This is a genomic window from Streptomyces sp. AC627_RSS907, assembly GCF_019049165.1.
In genome coordinates this window covers 996-20,389 of sequence record NZ_JAGMUE010000715.1, presented here as the reverse complement: position 1 = coordinate 20,389, position 19,394 = coordinate 996, and the positions used below count along the sequence as shown (strand labels likewise).

The 19,394-nt window shown below is 74.7% G+C and carries 13 protein-coding genes and 2 pseudogenes; 10 read left to right on the top strand and 5 right to left on the bottom strand.

The genetic code is table 11. The features are described 5' to 3' along the window. Both KUM32_RS44415 and KUM32_RS38015 read left to right on the top strand, forming a co-directional pair. Positions 1–907: MFS transporter (locus tag KUM32_RS44415; RefSeq protein WP_254406693.1), on the top strand; the 907-nt coding region annotated here is incomplete at its 5' end. Positions 908–1,264: 357 nt separating this feature from the next. Further along, positions 1,265–2,197: an aminoglycoside phosphotransferase family protein gene (locus tag KUM32_RS38015; RefSeq protein WP_374227604.1), complete on the top strand. Its 933-nt coding sequence runs from the start codon at positions 1,265–1,267 to the stop codon at positions 2,195–2,197. Positions 2,198–2,265: 68 nt separating this feature from the next. Here KUM32_RS38015 and KUM32_RS38010 read toward each other — a convergent pair whose 3' ends face one another. Beyond that, positions 2,266–5,184, bottom strand: coding sequence for an AAA family ATPase (locus KUM32_RS38010; RefSeq protein ID WP_217146378.1), 2,919 nt, complete (start codon positions 5,182–5,184; stop codon positions 2,266–2,268). A 411-nt stretch (positions 5,185–5,595) separates the two neighbouring features. Between KUM32_RS38010 and KUM32_RS38005 the strand changes: the two genes are divergently transcribed. The 3 genes from KUM32_RS38005 (at position 5,596) to KUM32_RS37995 (ending at position 9,364) form a co-directional block, all read left to right on the top strand. Next, positions 5,596–6,252 carry a response regulator transcription factor gene (locus tag KUM32_RS38005; protein ID WP_217146418.1) on the top strand — a complete coding sequence of 219 codons (657 nt, stop codon included), beginning with the start codon at positions 5,596–5,598 and terminating at the stop codon, positions 6,250–6,252. A 161-nt stretch (positions 6,253–6,413) separates the two neighbouring features. Then, positions 6,414–7,073 carry a DUF4255 domain-containing protein gene (locus KUM32_RS38000; protein ID WP_217146377.1) on the top strand — a complete coding sequence of 220 codons (660 nt, stop codon included), beginning with the start codon at positions 6,414–6,416 and terminating at the stop codon, positions 7,071–7,073. A gap of 221 nt (positions 7,074–7,294) precedes the next feature. Next, positions 7,295–9,364, top strand: coding sequence for an ATP-binding protein (locus KUM32_RS37995; RefSeq protein ID WP_374227603.1), 2,070 nt, complete (start codon positions 7,295–7,297; stop codon positions 9,362–9,364). 148 nt (positions 9,365–9,512) lie between these two features. Here the strand turns inward: KUM32_RS37995 and KUM32_RS37990 are convergent, their stop codons facing one another. The 4 genes and pseudogenes from KUM32_RS37990 to KUM32_RS37980 all read right to left on the bottom strand — a co-directional run bounded on the left by KUM32_RS37990 (position 9,513) and on the right by KUM32_RS37980 (position 14,114). Beyond that, a complete protein-coding gene (locus KUM32_RS37990; protein WP_217146376.1) occupies positions 9,513–10,988 on the bottom strand; it encodes an RICIN domain-containing protein in 1,476 nt (491 codons plus the stop codon). A gap of 233 nt (positions 10,989–11,221) precedes the next feature. Next, a pseudogene (locus tag KUM32_RS44410) lies at positions 11,222–11,511 on the bottom strand (IS200/IS605 family accessory protein TnpB-related protein); the annotation flags it as partial. A 93-nt stretch (positions 11,512–11,604) separates the two neighbouring features. Next, positions 11,605–12,225 carry a DUF4157 domain-containing protein gene (locus KUM32_RS44840; RefSeq protein WP_308408827.1) on the bottom strand — a complete coding sequence of 207 codons (621 nt, stop codon included), beginning with the start codon at positions 12,223–12,225 and terminating at the stop codon, positions 11,605–11,607. A gap of 161 nt (positions 12,226–12,386) precedes the next feature. Then, positions 12,387–14,114: a hypothetical protein gene (locus tag KUM32_RS37980; RefSeq protein WP_217146375.1), complete on the bottom strand. Its 1,728-nt coding sequence runs from the start codon at positions 14,112–14,114 to the stop codon at positions 12,387–12,389. A 410-nt stretch (positions 14,115–14,524) separates the two neighbouring features. Here KUM32_RS37980 and KUM32_RS37975 point away from each other — a divergent pair, with 410 nt between their 5' ends. From KUM32_RS37975 to KUM32_RS37955, 5 genes and pseudogenes are all read left to right on the top strand, one after another. After that, positions 14,525–16,132 (top strand): phage tail sheath subtilisin-like domain-containing protein, encoded by a 1,608-nt coding sequence (locus KUM32_RS37975; protein WP_217146374.1) that lies wholly within the window; start codon positions 14,525–14,527, stop codon positions 16,130–16,132. 61 nt (positions 16,133–16,193) lie between these two features. Then, positions 16,194–16,640, top strand: coding sequence for a phage tail protein (locus tag KUM32_RS37970; protein ID WP_217146373.1), 447 nt, complete (start codon positions 16,194–16,196; stop codon positions 16,638–16,640). After that, the gene (locus KUM32_RS37965; protein WP_217146372.1) at positions 16,640–17,158 is read left to right on the top strand and encodes a hypothetical protein; all 519 of its coding nucleotides are present in this window, start codon (positions 16,640–16,642) and stop codon (positions 17,156–17,158) included. The genes KUM32_RS37970 and KUM32_RS37965 overlap by 1 nt, the downstream gene beginning before the upstream one ends. Further along, on the top strand, positions 17,155–17,313 hold the full coding sequence (locus KUM32_RS37960; protein ID WP_217146371.1) for a DUF6760 family protein: 159 nt from the start codon (positions 17,155–17,157) through the stop codon (positions 17,311–17,313). The genes KUM32_RS37965 and KUM32_RS37960 overlap by 4 nt, the downstream gene beginning before the upstream one ends. A gap of 3 nt (positions 17,314–17,316) precedes the next feature. After that, positions 17,317–19,394 (top strand): annotated as a pseudogene (locus KUM32_RS37955) (hypothetical protein); the annotation flags it as partial.

The window sequence follows — 19,394 nt, the reverse complement described above, 5'->3', positions numbered from 1 at the left end:
CCGGCCCGGCCACGACGGCGCCCGCCTCGACGTCCCCGGCGTGCTCCTCGGCTGCGGCGGACTGGTCGCGCTCGTCTACGGCCTCAGCGAGGCGCAGCCCCGCGGCTGGACCGACCCGCTGGTACTGGCGCTGTTCGCCGCGGGCGCCGTCCTCCTGACGGTCTTCGTGTGGTGGCAGACCCGGGCCCCGGTGCCCCTGCTGCCGCCGCACGTCATCCGCGACCGCAACCGCGCCGGCTGTTTCCTGACCATGATGCTGGCCGTCGTCGGCATGTTCGGGATGTTCCTGTTCATGACCTACTACCTCCAGGTCGTCCTCGGCTACTCCCCCGTGCGGACCGGTCTGGCCTTCCTGCCGCTGACCGCCTCGATCGTCATCGGCTCCACCCAGATCTCGGCCCGCCTGCTGCGCCGCGTGGGCCCGCGCATGCTGATGGCCCCCGGCATGTTCCTCGCCTCCGGCGGCATGGTGGTCCTCACCCGGATGACGGTGCACTCGCAGTACGTCACGGAGATCCTGCCCGCGCTGGTGCTCATGGGCCTCGGCATGGGCCTGACGTTCATGCCGGTCTTCTCCACGGCCACCGCCGGAGTCGCCCCCCGGGACTCCGGCGTGACCTCCGCGACGGTCAACACCTCGCAGCAGGTGGGCGGCTCGATCGGCACGGCGCTCCTCAACACCGTCGCCACCAGCGCCAGCGCCTCCTACATCACCTCCCACCTCACCGATCCGTCCCGGAGGGCGGCGGTCGTCCGGGAGGGCATCGTCCACGGCTACACGGTCGCCATCTGGCTGGCCGCCGGCATCATGCTGCTGGCGGGTCTGATCGCGGGCCTGATGGTGACGGCCAAGGCCCCGAACCACGGCACTCCGGCCGACCGGCCGGTGCCGGAACCGGTGGCCTGAGGACCGGTGGCCTGAGGACCGGTGACCTGAGGACCGGTGTCCCAACGCTCCGGTGGCCTGAGGACCGGTGGCCCGGGGGCGAGGCGGCCCGCCGTCCGCGGGCCCGCGACCGTCCGTCCGGCCCCGCCGACCCGCTTCCGCCGCCGGAGCGTTGGGGCACGGGTGCCGAGGGGAGCGAACGCCCCGGCGACGCGCCGCCCGCGTACCGCTCCGCCCGCGCAGTCGCTCACACCGAGGCCCCGGGCGCGTACCGGACGGGAGCCCCGGGGCACGTGCCCGACAGCCACCAGCCGCCACACCCGGCACATCACCACCCGGCACATCACCCCAGGGCCCCGGCGCCCCGGGTGCCGGAACGTGAAATCCGGGTGTCCGCGGCGTCGTACGCCGGTACCGTCGTCCGGTGTGATCGACGTTCCGGACGCGCTCGCGGTGTCACAGGCGAAGTACAACGGTGCGGCGGGCCGCGCCTTCGTCGACGCGCTGCCCGACGCGGCGGCCGGCTTCCTGGACCGCTGGGAGCTGCGCCTCGACGGTCCGTCGATGCACGGCTGGGCGGCCCTGGTGCTGCCCGTCGTACGGCGCCGGGACGACACCCCGGCCGTGCTCAAGCTCCAGCTCGTCGACGCGGAGACCGAGGGCGAGCCCGTCGCCCTGCGGGTGTGGGACGGCGACGGGGCGGTACGGCTGCTCGACCACGACGCGGCCACCGGCACCATGCTCCTGGAGCGCCTCGATCCGACCCGCATGCTCAGCCACGTCGAGGACTCCCGCGAGGCCGTCCTCGTCATCGCCCGGCTGCTCGCCCACCTCACCTCGACCCCCGCCCCGCCCGGCCTGCGCGGGCTCGGTGACATCACGCGGGGCATGCTGGAGCGGACGCCGTGGGCCCTGGAGCGCATCCCGGACCCGGCGGACCGCCGCCTGGTCGCCGACTGCGCCGCCGCCGTGCGCGAGGTCGCGGACGAGCCCGGCGACCGGCTGCTCCACTGGGACCTGCACTACGAGAACGTCCTCGCCTCCGACCGCGCCCCCTGGCTCGCCATCGACCCCAATCCGCTGGCCGGCGACCCCTGCTTCGACCTGCTGCCCGCCCTCCACAACCGCTACGACCCGGGCGAGACACAGTGGCGTTTCGACGCCATGACCGACGTCCTCGCACTGGACCGGGAGCGGGCCCGCGCCTGGACCCTCGGCCGCGTCCTGCAGAACTGCCTGTGGTCCGTGGAGGACGGCGACCCGCTGGAGGAGGAGCAGCTGGGCATCGGGCGGCACCTGCGGGCCATGTGAACCGTCGACGGCACCGCGGGCGGCCCCGGGCTCCGCACCGGCACAGGGCGGCCGGCGGTGGGCGCGGGTCAGTGCGGGCACGTGCGGCGGGCTTCCTGGGGCTGGGGCCGGCCGCGCTCGCGCTCCTGTTGCAGCGCGGCCGGCAGTTCCGCCCGACGGCGAATGCGCAGCTTCCGGTACGTGCTGGTCAGGTGGGTCTCCACGGTGCGGCGGGCCAGGTGCAGCAGGTCGGCGATCTCGGTGTTCGTCCGGCCGTCGGCGGCGAGTTCGGCGATGCGGCGTTCGCTGCCGGTCAGCACCCCGGAGCCGGTGCGGGCCGTCACCGGCCCCCGGGCGCCGCCCTCGCGCAGGGCCTGCCCGGCGAGCGCGAGCAGCCGCAGGGCGCCCCTGCGTTCGGCCAGGTCCGCCGCCTCCCGCAGACACGCGCGGGCCCGGCCGCGTTCGCCGGCGGCCATGAGCTGACGCCCCTGCGCGAGCAGCGCCCGGGCCAGCTCCGTGTCGACGTCGGCCGGCGAGTCCCGCAGGGTCCGTACGGCCTCCTCGGCCAGCTCCAGGCCGCGCCGCCCGCCGGTCGCGGTGCCCAGCACGCGCAGGGCGCGGCCCACCGTGCGCGGGGTGTTCCACAGCCGGGCCAGCCGCAGTTCCTCCGTCACCAGGTCGAGCGCCTCCTGGCCGCCGCCCAGCGCCAGCCGGCACTCCGCGACCGCCGTCCGCCACGGGGTGACGACCGGGCTGACCACCTCGCGCGCCGACTGGCGGCGGCCGCACTCCAGGAAGTCGTGGAGCGCGCCCGCCGGATCGCCGGTGGCCGCCCGCAGCACGCCCCGCGCGTAGAGGAAGCGGTTCAGCTCCCAGTTCTCCGGTACTTCCCGCAGGTCGAACCGCTCGGCGAACCGCTGCGCCTCCTCGGCGCGGCCGGTCTCGACGAGGGCCATCACGGCGTGGGCGTCCCGGTTGGAGGGTCCGGTGCGCGGGCGGGCCGGGTGCCACGCCGCGTCGGTGCCGGGCTCGGTGGCGAGCAGGCGGGCGTAGTCGCCGCGGGCCGCGGCGATGTCGGCCCGGGTGTTGAGGAGCGCGTGCTGCATCGGGTGGAGCAGCGCGGGGTGCTGCCCGGCCAGCCCCCGCTCCACGAGCCGGTCCGCCTCGTCGAGTTCGTCGGACCACTGGGCGACCGCGGCGGCCGTGCCCAGCAGGAACGGCTCCGCGAGCGGGTCGGTGGGCTGCGCGAGCAGCGCCCGTATCCGCCTCATCGCCTCCTGGGCCGATATCAGCCCGGCCGTGGACGCGTACCGCACGAGCAGAGCCTGTCCGGCGGTGCCCACCAGCTCCGGGGAGCGCTCGCCGGTCTCGCACAGCCACCGGTACACCTCCCGCCGGGTCGCCAGGTCCTCGTCGGACAGCAGCGCGCCGGCGGCCTGCACGGTGCGGGCCAGGTCCGGGTGGCCGGAGAGCCGGCCCTCCGTACGGCGCAGCACCTCCATGGCCGTACGGATCTCGCCGCGGGCGGCCAGGGCGGTGCCGAGGGCGACGGCCGTACGCACCCGGTCGCGGGGTCCGGCCGGCAGGTGCTGGGCCTCGGCGAGGCGCGCGATGGCCGCCGGGGCGTCGGCCGACGCGTACTCCAGGGAGCCCAGTTCGGTCAGCAGCCGCTGGCGGAGGTCGTCGCGCAGCGGCTCGTCCAGCGCCCGGCGGAGGTAGCCGACGGCGTCGCCGGGCCGGGCGTCGTGCACGGCGACCGTGGCCGCGTCCCGCAGGACGCGCAGGGCCCAGGGCAGCCCGACGGCCGGGGTCCGCAGCAGGTGCCGGGCGACCGCCTCGACCCGGTCGCCCCGGCGCAGCATCGCCTCCGCCGCCGCCCGGTGCGCCGCCTCCCGGCGGGGCCGGGGCCAGCCAGTCAGCACGGCGTCGCGCAGCAGGGGATGCGCGTACCGGGGACGGCCGGTGGCGTCGGGGCGCAGCAGACCGAGCCGGGTCATGGCGGCGATCCAGCCGGCGACCCGCGCGGGGTCGGCGCCGGCCGCCTCGGCGAGGAGGTCGACCGGATCGCCACCGGCGGCCTCGGCCGGCGTGACCGGTGGCACGTGGGCATGCCCGGCCCGCCCGTGTCCGCGCGGCGGCTTGGCCGGGGCGCCCTCCGGGCCCTGGGGCCAGGCCTGTTCCAGCGCCGCGAGGCACCGCGCCACGTCGGCCGTCCCGGTCCCGGCGCTGTTCAGCCACCAGGAGACGGCCGACGGGTAGGCCCCGGGGTACAGCGCGGCGCAGGTGTCGGGCAGGGGCGGGGGGCCGTCGGACACGGCGCCGCCCTGGCGGGGGGAGCCGTCGAGGTCGTCGAGCAGGGCGTGCAGCAGCAGCGGACTGCCGGCACCGGCCCGTACGCACTCCGCCGTCCAGTACGGTCCGGCCGCGGGGAAGGCGGCCCGGACCAGCCCGGCCGCCGCCGCGTCGCTGAGCGGGGCGAGGGTGTGGGTGCGCACGAGGGACGGCGACAGGGCCTGGGTGAGTCCGGCGGGCCGCGGCTCGATGTCGTACTGGCTGCGCTCGGTGGCCACCAGCAGTACCGGTAACCGGTCGACGCGCCGGGCCGCCTCCACCAGCCAGCGGCGCGAGGCCTCGTCGGCGAGGTGGACGTCGTCCACGGCGACCAGCAGCGGGCACTCGGCCGCGTACGAGCGCAGCAGCCGCCAGAGCCGGGCCGCGCTGCCGCGGTCGTCGCCGCCGGGTGCCGTGTCGGTGAACTCGGGCACCGGGCCCAGGAGATGGAGGATCGTGGCGAAGGGCACCCCGGTGTCCTCGGGCGAGCAGCGCGCCCGCAGCACCCGCAGGCCCCGGTCCGCGGCGTGCCGGACGGCGGCCTCCAGTACGGCGGTGCGGCCGGTGCCGGTGGCGCCGCGCAGCAGGACGAGGCCGCCGGTGCCGGCCCGGGCGCGCTCGGTCTCGGCCGCGAGCAGCGCCCGGGCGTCGTCGCGTTCGCGGAGCGGTCCGGTCATCGGTGCCTCCTGTGGTGGATGACGCTCCCTCGGCCTGTGAGACGTGGGAATGCGGACGACGGTGGTGTGAAGTGGCCCACCCGGGGGAATGAAGTCCCGTGGACGGGCCGGTTGCTGTGGCGATGCTCACGGTGGTGCCCGTGGGGCGCCACGGACCCGCCCACCCTTGCGCGGGCCCCTTCTGACCTGCTGAAACGCGCGCCCGGCGACCACATTGCGGGGATCGCCGCACTGTTCTCGTGGTACGTCTCGTGGTGCTCCACGATTGCGCGGTCCCAGCAGTCCCAGAAGTGTGGGACACGCTCATCCGCCGCAGCCCTGCGCCGAACGGCGGGCTCGTGAACAGGGGGGAAACGGTTGCTGAACTCACCCCGGACCACCGCCACGTCCACCGTCGAGGCGGTCGCGGCCATCGGAACCGCCGGAACCACCGGCTCCATCGGCATCTCCGGACACCGCGTACCGGTGACGGTGAGCGCACCGGACCCGATCAGCCGCGAGGGCGCGATCAGCCAGTTGCGCCGGCACCCGGAGATCGACCTGCGCGAGGAGACCGGCCCCGGCACGGTGGCCCTGCTCATCGAGGACGCGCTGGACGAGGCGGCGCTCACCCGGTTGCGCCGGATCGTGCGCAGCGAGGGTGCGCGCGCCGTCCTCGTGGTGGGCGCGATCCGCGAGAACGAGTTGCTGGACGTCGTCGAGTGCGGCGTCGGAGCCATCGTCTGGCGCCACGAGGCCACCGCCCACCGGCTGGTGCAGGCGGTGCTGGCCGCCTCCCGCGGCGACGGCGACCTGCCCGCGGACCTGCTCGGCCGGCTCATCAGCCAGGTGGGCACGCTGCACCGGGGCGCGGCGGGACGCCCCGGCGCCCCCTCGCTGGGCCTCGCCCCCCGTGAGGTGGACGTCCTGCGACTGGTCGCCGAGGGCCTCGACACCGGAGAGATCGCCGGCAAGTTGTCCTACTCCGAACGGACCGTCAAGAACGTCATGCACGGACTCACCACACGGCTTCATCTGCGCAACCGCGCGCACGCCGTGGCCTATGCCCTGCGGGAAGGCTACATCTGACCGAACGGGCAACGGAACGCGGCCTTCCTGGGCCGCACGGGCAGGCCGGGCTGCCCGGCCGCCGTCCCCGGCACGCCTGCGGACGGGACGGCACCCGGGGCACGATCGGTGACGAACGGCAGCGGGCGGAACGGCAGTACGGCCAGAGCGGGAGCGCGAGTGTGATCCACGAGGTGGACGAGGTCCTCAAAGGGCTCCTCGGCGGCGGGGCGTTGAAGGGCTCGGGCATCGACGTGTCCTTCGAGGCACCCACGCGTGACTGGGCGGCCCGGCGCAACGCCCCCGTGGTCAACTCGTACCTGTACGACATCCGGGAGGACGTGGGCCGGCGTCAGCGCGGCCACGTGCCGGTGCACGACGAGCGCGACATCGTGGTGCGCCGCCGCCGGCCGCCGCGCTGGTTCCGGCTGGCGTACCTGGTGACGGCCTGGACGAAGAACCCGCAGGACGAACACCGGCTGCTCTCCGCGGTCCTGGCGAGCCTGCTGACACGCGAGATCCTGCCGCCCGCCGAACTCCCCGCCTCCCTGGCGGCGCTGGGCCTGTCGGTGCCGGTGACGGTGTCCGGCACCCAGACGGAGTCCCGTTCCTTCGCCGAGATCTGGTCCGCCCTGGGCGGCGAGCTGAAGCCCTCCCTGGACGTGGTGGTGACCGTGCCCTTCCCGGCCTTCCCGGAGTACGACGCCGGTCCCCCGGTCACCGAGGGCGCGACGATCCGGGTACGCACCATGGACGACGACCCGGCGGAGACCACCGGACGCTCCCACCGTCCCCACCAGGTGGCGGCCGCCCGCGCCGCCCGCCGTCCGAACCCCCGATGAACGTCCCGCACGCCGTCACGAGGGGCCCGTCACCCGGCCCGGGCGGGAACGACCCCGGTGCCCCGGCACCCGGCACGTACGCCGCGGGTTCCCCGGACCCTGCGCCGGGCACACACACCGACGGCCCCGTGACCCCGGCACCGGACGCCCAGGACGACGGGCGCGGGGATGCCCCGGCACCCGGCCCGGACACCGACGCACCCCGAACCCCGACGCCACCCATGCCGGACGACGCCCTCAGCTCCCTCAACGCCCCGACGCCACCCATGCCGAACGACACCACCGACGCCCCCGCCCCGGACGCGTACGCCGATCCCGCCCACGCACTCCTCGCCCACCTCGCCGGCCTGCGGGAACGAGTGGCCGCGCTGGTCGAGAGCCGCGCCGACGGCGACCCCACGGCCGACGACCCGCTGCGCGGCCTGTACCTGTCCGACGAGGCCGTACGCCACCTGCTGCGCACCTGGCCGTCCGGTGAGGCCGCCGACGCCGGCCCACCGCGCCTGCCCGCCGACGGGCCGGCCGGACCGGGTGACCGGCTGGTGCGGCTGGCCGGGCGGCTCAGGCTGACCGAGCTGGACACCGCCGTCCTGCTCATCGCCCTCGCCCCCGACGTCGACCGCACCTTCGAGCCGCTCTACGGCTACCTCAACGACGACGTGAGCCGCCGGCGCGCCACCGTGGGCCTCGCCCTCGACCTGTGCGGGGTGCCCGCGCACACGTCGGCGGCCCGCGCCCGTCTGCACGCCTCGGCACCGCTGCGCGCCCTCGGCCTGCTGGAGGTCGAGGAGCCCGAGCGTCCCTTCCTGACCCGTTCCCTGCGCGTGCCCGACCGGCTGATCGGACACCTCCTCGGCGACGACACCCCGGACGCCGCGCTCGTCGGCCGGCTGCGCCCGATGCCGGAACCGCTGCCCGCCGACCCCGACGCCGAGGACTTCGCGCACCGGCTGGCCGCTCGCCTCCAGGACGGCCCGCTCACCGCCTACCTGCGCGAACAGCGCGAGGGCGACGGACTGGCCGCCCTCGCCGCCGCACTGCGCGCCGCGGGACTCGACGCCCTGCGCTGCTCCGGCGCCGAGGACCACGTCCCCGAACTGCTGCGCGAGGCCCGCCTCGGCGGCCGGGCCGTCGTGGTGTCGGGTCTGCCGGAGCGGCCGGGCCCGCTGCTGCGGGCGCTGACCGCCGCGACGGACGTGACCGTGCTGCTGACGGACCCCCGCCCGTACGACCCGCACTGGTCCCCCGACGACCCCCTGGTCCTCGACGCGCCGGGCCGCCGGGCCGGTGGCGCGAGCGCCTGGCAGGCCGCGCTCGGCCCGGACGCCGACGGCTTCGACCTGGCCGCCACCGTCGCCCCGTACCGCCTGGGCGGGGACCGGATCCAGCGGGCCGCGCACACGGCCCGCGGCCTCGCCGCCTTCGACGGCGGCCCGGTCACCGCCGACCACGTCCGGCTCGCCGCCCGCCGCCAGTCGGCCTCCGGCCTGGAAAGCCATGCCCGCCGGATCCGGCCCGCCGTGGACTGGCGGGACCTGGTCCTGCCCGAAGCGCCCCTCACCCAGCTGCGCGAACTCGCCCTGCGCGCCCGCCACCGCGACCGCGTCCTCGGCGACTGGCGGCTCAGCGCGGGCGGCGGGCGCGGCCGGGGCGTCCTCGGGCTGTTCGCGGGCGAGTCCGGCACCGGCAAGACCCTGTCGGCGGAGGTGGTCGCGGCGGAACTGGGCCTCGACCTCTACGTCGTCCAGCTGTCGTCGATCGTGGACAAGTACGTCGGCGAGACGGAGAAGAACCTCGAACGGATCTTCACGGAGGCCGACCGCACCGACGCCGTGCTCCTCTTCGACGAGGCCGACGCCGTCTTCGGCAAGCGCTCCGAGGTCAAGGACTCGCACGACAAGTACGCCAACATGGAGAGCGCCTACCTGCTCCAGCGCCTGGAGTCCTTCGACGGCATCGCCCTGCTCACCACCAACCTGCGCGCCAACATCGACGAGGCGTTCACCCGGCGCCTGGACCTGGTGGTCGACTTCCCGTTCCCGGACCCCGGGCAGCGCCTGGCGCTGTGGCGGCACGGCCTGTCGCACGTCCCGTCCGCGGAGGACATCGACCTGGACCCGCTGGCCCGGGACTTCGAGCTGGCCGGCGGTTCGATCCGCAGCGCGGTGGTCACCGCCGCCTACCTCGCCGCCGGACGCGGGGACAAGGTGACGGCGGGCGACCTCCTGGAGGGCGCCCGCCGGGAGTACCGCAAGGCGGGGCGGCTGGTGCCGGGCGAGGCCAGCTGGTAGCGGTGGCGGACCACCGCCCCGCCCGCCTCGGCACCCCTGACGCGCCGCCGTTCAGCCGCGACCTTGGTGGCGGTGACAAAGTGCCCCGCTCAGTCCCGTCCCGTGAGGGCGGGGCTGAACGGGGCACTTCCGCCGATTGCCGCGGGGATCAGCTGTTGTCCGTCCGGACGATCTCCCACTCCGCGTCGTCGGAGCCGGCGCAGTCGAAGATCACCAGCTTGGCCTCGGCGACGCCGACGGCCGAGCCGGCGACGTCCAGGCACGCGTTGTTGCTGGCGAAGTTGCGGATCCAGTAGGCGCCGCTCTCCTGCTTCTCGACCCACCAGAGCTGGTTGTCCTTGGTGGTGCCGGCACAGGTGAACTCGGTGACGGGCGTCGTGTAGGGGTTCCCCCCGAGATTCGGGAGGTCCATGCAGAGCTGGTCCTTGACGTTCCGGATCTGGAAGAGCGCCGTCCCGCCGGGGCCGCCCTTCGGGTCCTTCACCTCCAGGTCCCAGAGCTGGTTGTCGGCGTCGGTCGGGTTGCAGTCGGACTGCCAGACGGGGCCGTCGATCGTCCCCATGTCCCGTCCCGGGAGTTCGGCACAGAGCGTGGTGGTGGTGTTGCGCAGCAGGACGTTGCTGGCGGGCACCACGGCCGGCTCCGCGTCGGGCTTCTTGGGCTGCTCCTTCTCGCCGCCCCCGCCGCCGCCACCGCCGCCGTCACCCTTGTCGTCTCCGCCGCCACCGCCGTCGTTCTTCGGTTCGTCGGACTGGGGCTGCTCGGGCGGCGCCTGGACCGGCGACTCGGCCCCGTTGGGCGGCGGCGCCTGCAACGGGGCACTGGCACTGGGACTCGGAGCCAGCGCCGTACCCGCCTGCTGGACCTGCTCGGTGGCACTGGTACGGACCTGGGGCTTGTACGCGATCCAGATCATCACGAACGCGATCGCCAGCGCCACGAAGATACCGAAGAACGTCGCCAGCCAGCGCGGCAGGAACCCCCGCTGGATGTACGTACCCTCCACATCCGTCGGCTCGACCCCGGAGCGCCGCACCGCCAGCGTGTACGGCCGCTCCTCCTTCGCCCCGAACCAGATGATCTGCCGCGGCTTCAACGTCGTCTCGACGAACGCCGCACGCCCCGGCTCGATCTGCACGTTCCCCGGCCGGATCTCGTACGACAGGTGATCACCGGTGTCACTGCCCGACACCGACGCCGTCACCTTCGTATTACCGAGATTGTCCACCGCCAGCCTCGGACGCCCCCGGAACCTGCCCTTCACCGTCGGCGGCACCAGCTCCGCCCGCACCTCCGTGAACGGCGTGATCGTCAGGTTCCCCTCCGGAACCGTCACCGCGTCCGGGTGCTCCGTCGGCGTGATCCGCACCGCATACGGATTCGGACCCGCCGTCGCGTCGGACGTCCGGGGAGGAGCGAACGTCAGCTCCACCGTCCCCGTCGTCCCCGGATACAACCGCAACGTCGGCGGCTCGACCGTCGTCCAGGGAGCCACGTCCCCGACGGGCTCGAACCGGTATTCGTCCACCACATCACCGGTATTACGCACCCTCAGGCGCACACGCGTGCTGCTGCCGGGGTCTACGGTGGCGGACGCGGGCTCCAGCGAAGTCCATAGGCTCACACGGCGAGGCTACGGGCGGACCCCGGACCCGTCAGCAGACCTCGGGGCAATACTGCTTGCCCGGAGGTACCTGATGTCCCGGATGCCCGGCCCCCTCGGCCCCGCGGACAGTCGCTGCCGAAGTACCGCCACTGCGCGGGCTCGGTGCGGCCCTGCCGCAGCCGGCCCTTGTCCTTCACGTGGGTGTCGGGGCGGACGGTGCCCTTCCCGGTCTTGAGGGGGAACCGTGCCTGATCAGTGAGCGGGAGGGAGTCCTGGACCCGGGCCTGGTCGACTGGCGCGTCCCGAACGGTCGTGGATGCGCCGGTCACCCGCGTTCGCTCCGCGTCCGGCGGCACGGATCGTGTCCGTGGTCCGGGGTGCGGGGGCGGGTTTCCTCACGCCCCGGGGTGTCGGGTGCGGCCCGGACGGTCCGATGCCCCACACGATCACTCCGGCCGTGCGGGGGCGGTGCCGTCCGACGCCGCACCGGATGTCCCAGGGCGCGTCGTGCGAACGCCACGGCGGCTGCGTCGTGACGGGTGTTTGCGGCGAGAGGGAGGCCCCGGGGCCTGTCCCAGAGCCCGAGGCAGAGCCGGCTGCCCGAAAGGGCACCCCCGGCGGGCGGCGCGGACGGCTACAGCGGGGACTGTCCCCGGGCCATGCGCTCACCGACCTGCTCGGCCTCGATCTCCTCGGAGTGGTTCGGGTCGGAGACGGACTCGCCGAAGCCGTTGTCGGTGCCCGCCACCTTGCCCTGGGACTGCTGGTAGACGTGGTGGATCTCGTGGTAGAACTTCGCGTCGTCCAGGGCCCGCTGGGCGACGATGTGGGCGCCGGTGGTGTAGGCGATCGCGTTGAGGCCCCTGGCCGAACGCTGCGCCACCGGGTTGTCGTGCATCTTGACGTGCCCGAAGCTCATCCCGTAGGTCTGCTCGGCGGTCTCGCGGATGCGGGCGGGCAACGGCTTGCCGGGCGTGCTGATCGCCTCGTCCACCGACACCCGCGGTTCCTCGAAGAAGCCGCTCTCCACCGACACCCGCCGCTGCACGTCGGCGGTGTCGGCCTCGTCCTGGGCGTGGCCGCAGCCGGGGCCGTGCTCGTGCCGGGCCCGCTGGACGGCACGGGCCACGGCCGCGTTCCCGGCCTGGTTCTGGAGTGCCAGCATCCGGCCGGCCGTGCTGCCCGGCATGGCGGAGCTGCGGGCCGGGCTCTGCTTGCCGGCCTGCTGGGCAGCCTGTGTTTCGTGTGCGCGCACAACGCTCCCTCGGCAGGTGCTGGGTCGGCACGTGATGACGGCGCTCCCCGCAGGTTTACCCGGCCCGCCCGCCCGGCGCAACGCCCGTGAGGGCAGGCGCGGGGGCAGACCGGTACGGGAGGACACCGCCGGTGCGTCCGTCCTCGGGCATCCCGTACCCGTCAGGCCGAGGAGAGCTGGTTGGCGATCTCCTTCTCCCAGGCGGCCTGCTGCCCGGGGTCGTTGAGCGAGTCCTCCCACTCCTTCTGCGAGCGTCCGTGACGGTCCGGGCCCGCCTTGAGGACCAGGAGCAGCGCACGTGCCGACGCGCGGACATCGGCGGGTACGTCCCTGCCCACACGGACGTCCGGCCCGGCCGCCAGTGCGTAGAGCTCCTGCGCCATGAACTGGCGCTCGCCCTGCGGGACGGACTTCGTCACCTTGAAGAACTCCGCCACGGCGTCGCGCCGTCGGGCGCCTCCGGCCGCGGACGCCCCCGGCCTGTCCGTCCCGGTCTCGCCCTCGGCCAGCGTGGGCCGGGCCCACCGGTCGGGATGCCGCGCCGCCACGTACCGGTTGGAGCCCGCCCGGGCCCCCTTGTAGAGAGCGTTGCCGAGCAGGAAGGCCGCCGCCACGCCGGCCACCGCGGGTGCGGCCGGGCCACTGACCGCTCCGGCGGCCGCCGCGATCGCCAGACCGCCACCGGCGGTCCGCACCGAGTTGCCTCCCAGGTTGGTGATGCGCTTGGCCAGTTTGGTGTGCTGCTTGTGCCGTGCGTACCGGCCGATGCCTGCCAGGTACGCCTCCAGCTGCTGGGTGAGGACGGCGACCTCCTGTCCGAAGCGCGCGATGTCCTCGTCCCTGGCTGCCCCGAGACCGAGCAGCCGGCGCGGAGGCAGGGCCCTGACCCGGTCCAGCCCCGTCTGCGCCTTCCCCAGGCCGTCGAGTACGTCCTGGAGTCTCGCCTCGTTCCGCCGCACCTCGTCGGGCGCTTCCTGGACCACCTTCTTGAGTTCGCGGTCCTTGTCGTAGGTCCGCCAGACGGCGGCGGCCTCGCGGACGGCTATCAGCGCCGAATAGAACACGGTGGCCCCGCCGGCCACTTCGCCGAGGGCGGGCACCCCGTCCAGCCGGCCGGCGTTTCTCACCGCGGCGTTGGCCATGCCCGCGGCGTCGCCGACGACCATGCCGGAGTTCTGTGCCGCACCGAGCGTCTTCCCCTTCACGTCCTTCCTGGACTTGTGGGATTCCGGCCCGACGGCCTTACGGTCCTTGTAGCCGGCCCTCAGGGTGCGCAGGTCGTTGAACAGGCCCAGGGAATCGGTCACGATGTTGATCCCGGTGCCGACCTGTCCCTGGACGGCGGTGGCCTGTACCTGGTCCGCGTTCGACGTGGCCTGCCCGTGCAGCCGGACTCCGCCCTCCGCGGGCGCGTTGAGGCGGGTGGCCATCGTGTCGGGAACGTCGATGACCTTCTTGGACTTGTCGGCCTTCGAGGTGCCGAAGAGCTGCTCGATCTTCGCGTTGACCTGCTTGAGCTTCTCCCCGGTCCCGAAGAGGCGCCGCATCGCTCCTCGCTGCCGCTGCTCCCCCGCGGTCACTTCCGTCTCTTCCGGCTGCCGCCCCTCCCCTTCGGCCGCCGCCTCCGGCCGGCGACGCCGCTCCGCCGCCGCGGCCGCCAGCTCCGCCCGCCGACGCCGCTCGTCCCCTGCCGTCGCCTGCGCCTCTTCCGGCTGCCGGGTCTCCCCCTCGGCCGCCGCCTCCGGCCGGCGACGCCGCTCCGCCGCCGCGGCCGCCAGCTCCGCCCGCCGACGCCGCTCCTCTCCCCCGGCGACTTCCTCCCGGCCGGGAGCACCGGTCGCCCGCTGTATCGCCGTGGCGACGGCTCTGTTCCCCGCCCTGGCCTGCAACGAGGCCAGGGGAGGCTGCGGCCCCCGAGGGCGGTGCCGAGCCGGGGAGGCAGTGCCCGTGCGACGTGTCTGCGTGTCGTGCAAGCGGTCCGGCACGGGCAACTCCTTCTGCAGGAATCGGGCTGCATCAGCGCTTGAGGACCGACAGGGCGTGCTCGGCCGCACCGGGACGACGCGTCCCGGACCGGAACATGGCCACGAGATGACATCCTGGCGAACTGACACTCAACACACGCTGTTGAAGCAGAAACGACGGCTGTCCACCAGGGAACGACGGGGAGTCTGCCCCAACGGGCACGACCAAGGGCAACCAACGTGCCCCGCGCCCGGCACCCCGGGACGTTTCGACGGCGGCAACGCGCGCGCGAGGCTGAGGGGCGTCCTGTCTCGTACCCCGAGGAGAGCAGAGCATGCCGTCCTACCTGTCGCCCGGCGTCTACGTCGAGGAGGTGGCCAGCGGCTCGCGCCCGATCGAGGGAGTGGGCACCTCGGTGGCGGCCTTCGTCGGTCTCGCCCCGACCGGCCCCCTGAACGAGCCCACGCTGGTGACCAACTGGACGCAGTACGTCGCGGCCTTCGGTGACTTCACCGGCGGGTACTACCTCGCGCACTCCGTCTACGGCTTCTTCAACAACGGTGGCTCCGCCGCCTACGTCGTCCGTGTCGGCGGCTCGGCCGAGGACGCCGCCGTCAGCGACGCCGCGGACGGCACCACCGCTCCCGCCGCCGTGACCGGGGGCGCCGCCAAGGCCGCGCTGCCCGCCGCCGAGCCCAAGCAGCTCGGCACGTTCGCCGTGACGGCCACCGCCGCCGGCCAGCACGGCCCGCTGACCGTCGAGGTCGCCGACCCCGAGGGCGAGGGCCCCGCCGAGCGCTTCAAGCTGATCGTCAAGGACGGCGACAAGCCGGTCGAGACCTTCGACGTGAGCGCCAAGAAGGGCAACCGCTCCTACGTCGTCACGCAGGTCAAGGAGCGCTCCAAGCTCATCACCGTGACCGAGGCCGCGCCGTCCGCGCAGCTCGTCCGTCCGGAGAACCAGACCCTGACGCTGCCCGCGCCGCCGTCCACCGCGCCCGCCGTTCCGGCCGGCCAGGGCGAGAGCGCACACCCCGGCCCCGCCGAGTACCTCGGCGACTCCGCCGACCGCACCGGCTTCGGCGGCCTGGAGTCGATCGACGAGATCTCCATGGTCGCGGTGCCCGACCTGATGGCCGCCTACCAGCGCGGCGCGATCGACCTGGAGGCCGTCAAGGCCGTCCAGCTCGGTCTCATCGCCCACTGCGAGCTGATGGGCGACCGCGTCGCCATCATCGACCCGCCGCCCGGTCAGAACGCCCGTCAGATCCGCGTCTGGCGCCAGGAGACGGCCGGTTACGACTCCAAGTACGCGGCTCTGTACTACCCCTGGATCAAGTCCTTCGACCCGGCCACCGGCCAGTCCCGCCTGGTCCCGCCGAGCGGCCACGTCGCCGGCATCTGGGCCCGCAACGACTTCGAGCGCGGTGTGCACAAGGCCCCCGCCAACGAGGTCGTCCGCGGCGCCGTCGACCTCGAGCTGCAGATCACCCGCGGCGAGCAGGACCTGCTCAACCCGATCGGCGTCAACTGCATCCGCTCCTTCCCCGGCCGCGGCATCCGCGTCTGGGGCGCCCGCACCCTCTCCTCCGACCCGGCGTGGCGTTACCTGAACATCCGCCGGTACTTCAACTACCTGGAGGAGTCGATCCTGATCGGCACCCAGTGGGTGGTGTTCGAGCCGAACGACCACAACCTCTGGGCCCGCATCCGTCGTAACGTCTCCGCGTTCCTGGTCAACGAGTGGCGCAGCGGCGCCCTGTTCGGCCAGAGCCCGGCAGAGGCCTACTACGTCAAGTGCGACGAGGAGACCAACCCGCCGGAGTCGGTCGACCTCGGCCGGGTCGTGTGCGAGATCGGCATCGCGCCGGTCAAGCCCGCCGAGTTCGTGATCTTCCGGCTCGCCCAGTTCTCCAGCGGCAGCGGGGAGCTGGAGGAGTAGCCCTCGCGTTCTCCGCCTCTTCGATCCGCCTCCCCCAGCTCCCTAGAAGGACAGCGAACTCATGGCTCTGATGCAGGGTGACTCCCTCACCGGAAACAATTTCGGGCTCCAGATCGACGGAGTGATGGTCGAGTACCTCGCCGAGGTCAGCGGCCTCACCATCGAACAGGAGGTCATCAGGCACGTACAGAACAACAGCGCGACCGGCAAGCTCGAGGTCGCCGTGATGCCCGGCAACAAGAAGGACGGTCAGTGCACCGTCGTACGGGGCATGACCCAGTCCGCGTCGTTCACCCAGTGGATCAACGACTCCATCAACGGCCGGATGGCCTCGGCGCGCAAGAACGCCTCCATCATCCTGATGGACGCCGAGGACACCCCGGTCAAGCGCTACAACCTGCGCAACGCCTGGTGCAGCAAGATCGACGCGAGCTCGCTGAAGGCCGGCGACACCTCCGCGCTGACCGAGACCGTCACCATCGTGTTCGAAGAAGTGGAAGTCGAGTAATGCGACGCGCGGCCGGCCGGGCGCCCAGCGCGGCGCCCCAGGCCCCCCAGACTGCGGCGGCGGAAGCGGACTTCCCCCGTTCGGCTCCCGCCGCCGCGCCGACGGAGGCACCGGCCGGTCCTCCGGCCGACCCGGCACCGCGCCGGCAACTGCGCACCGAGTTCCCCTTCGAGCTGCCGCGCGGGTACGTCGACGACTCGGGCACGGTGCACCGGGACGGCGTGATGCGCCTGTCGACGGCACGGGACGAACTGATCCCGCTGCGCGACGTGCGGGTGCAGGAGAACCCGGCGTACCTGTCGGTGGTGCTGCTCGGCCGGGTCATCACCCGGCTGGGCACGCTGTCGTCGGTGCACGACGGGATCGTGGAGAACATGTTCGCCTCCGACCTGGCGTTCCTCCAGGACTTCTACCGCCAGATCAACGCGGAGGGCCACACCCGCGCGGCCGTCGAGTGCCCGCACTGCTCGGAGCCCTTCGAGGTCGAACTCGGCGGGAGCCGCCTGGGGGAATCGTGACGTACGCGACCGACCGGCTGCACGAGGAGATCGCGTACGTCGCCTACCACTTCCACTGGAGCCTGGAGGCGATCCTGGACCTGGAGCACCAGGACCGCCGCCGGTACACGGACCAGATCGCGTCCCTCGTGACGCGTGGCATGGCGGAGGGCTGATCAGTGGGATTCCTGGACCGGCTGCGGGGCCGTCGGAACGGCATCGCCGGGGACGGCATCGCCGGGGACGGCACGACGTCCCCGGCCGAGGCCGTGCCGGGCCCGGACACGGGCTCCGACATGGGCTCCGACGTGGGTTCCGACATGGGCTCCGACTTGGGCGGAAGTACGTCGCGTACGACCGGCCCGGCGCCCGTGGCCGCCGCCTGGACGGGCCTGCCGCCGATCCAGCGGGCGACGGGTTCGGCCCGCACGGGGGTCGCGGACGCCGGGTTCGGTGGCCGTCTGCCGACGTGGCAGAACCCGTCGTTCACGCGGGCGCCGTCCCCCGCCGTACTGAACCCGGCGACGGGTGACAGCCTGCTGTCCGGCGCCTTCGACGCGCCGGCCCACCCGGGAGGGACCACGCCGCTGTCGTCCCCGCCGGGCGCGCAGCCGGTCCAGCGGATGCCGGTCGCGCCCCTGCGGGCGCTACCGGCGGACCCCTCGGCTCCGGCCGTTCCCACGCCGGCCGTTCCCACGGAGGCCGCGCCGGGAGCACGGAGCGGTTCCTCCACGGCACCTGGAGCGCGCGCGGGTTCGTCCTCCACGCCGCGGACGCGGGGCGGTTCCTCCGCCACGCCGACGACCACGCCCTCGGCCACGCCCGTCCAGCGGTCGCGTTCCGCCGGGCCGGAGTCGTCCGCCGCGCCCGTGAACACCCCCGTCCAGCCGGCCCGCGGCGTACGGGTCACCCCGGTGCCGCCGCCCGCCGCACCCCACCCCCGCCAGGCCCTGACCAAGGCACCGTCCGGTGCGCCGGCCGTGCAGCGCCGGGCCCTGCCCGCGACCCGCCGGACCACCGACTCCCTCCCGGCGCCTTCCGGTACGGCACCCTCGTCGGCGGACGGCGACCGGGGGGACCCCGGCTCGGCCTCCGCCGGGGACGCCTCCCCGTCCCACCGGACCGACAGCACCACGGCGACCGCGCCCCCGGCGCCCGACGCCGCGGTGCAGCGGGCCGTACGCCCGACCGGCGCGGCGAGCACTCCTCCCGCCGGCCCTCCCGTGCAGCGAGCGGTGTCCCGCCGCGACGCCACCCCGGCTCCGGACACCGGGGCCCGGCGCACCGCCCGCACCACCTCCACCACTCCCACGGCGTCCGGCGGCGCAACGGCATCCGGCACGCCGGGCAGCGGCACCGCGTCGTCCGGCGCCCCGGTCCAGCGGGCCGCCGCACAGCCCGGCGCCCCCGGCACGGCACCGGTACGTGACAGCGGTACGGCACCCGGCACGCCGGTACAGCGCGCCGCGCGCCCGGCCGGCGCCAGCGCGGCGCCCGCACCGGGCAACGGCAGCGCGTCCGGCCCGCCCGCACAACGCGCCGCGGCACCGTCCACCCCGGCATCGGGCCCGGAGACCTCTCCGGCCCCTGGCCCGCAGGCCGCCCCCGCCGGGGACCGCCGGACCACCTCGCCGGACGCCGTGCCGGCCGCTCCCCCCGTGCAGCGAGCCGTGGCCAAGCCCGGCCCGGACCCCGCGCCCCGCACCTCCCGGCCCGGCGGCCGGACAACACCCGCGGCCGGCGCCGACACGACACCCGGTACGCCGGTGCGGCGAGCCGCCGTACGGCCGTCCGGCCCCGCGACGGGCGAACCCCCGGTGCAGCGGGCGGCCTCACGGCCCACGCCCGCCTCCGCCGGCACCGGCACGCCCGCACCCACCTCCGCGCCCGCGCAGGCCGGCCCCACCGCGCCCGACGGCGCCACGACCGACCACCCGGTACAGCGAGCGACGCCCCGCACCACCACGCCGGCGCCGGGGCCCGCGCCCGCCGAGGCCAAGCCCACGGACGACCGCCCGGTACAGCGAGCGACGCCCCGCCCCGCCACGCCCGCCTCCGGCACCGGCACCGGCACGCCACCCACCGGCCGCGCGGCGGCAACGCCGCCGTCGCCGTCGCCCTCGCCGTCGTCAGGCACCGCACCGGCCGGACCCCCGGTCCAGCGGGCCGTGTCCCCGCACGACCGTCGCCCCACCAGCCGACCGGCGTCCGCGCCCGCCGGCAGGACGTCGGACGACGCCCCGGTCCAGCGAGCGGT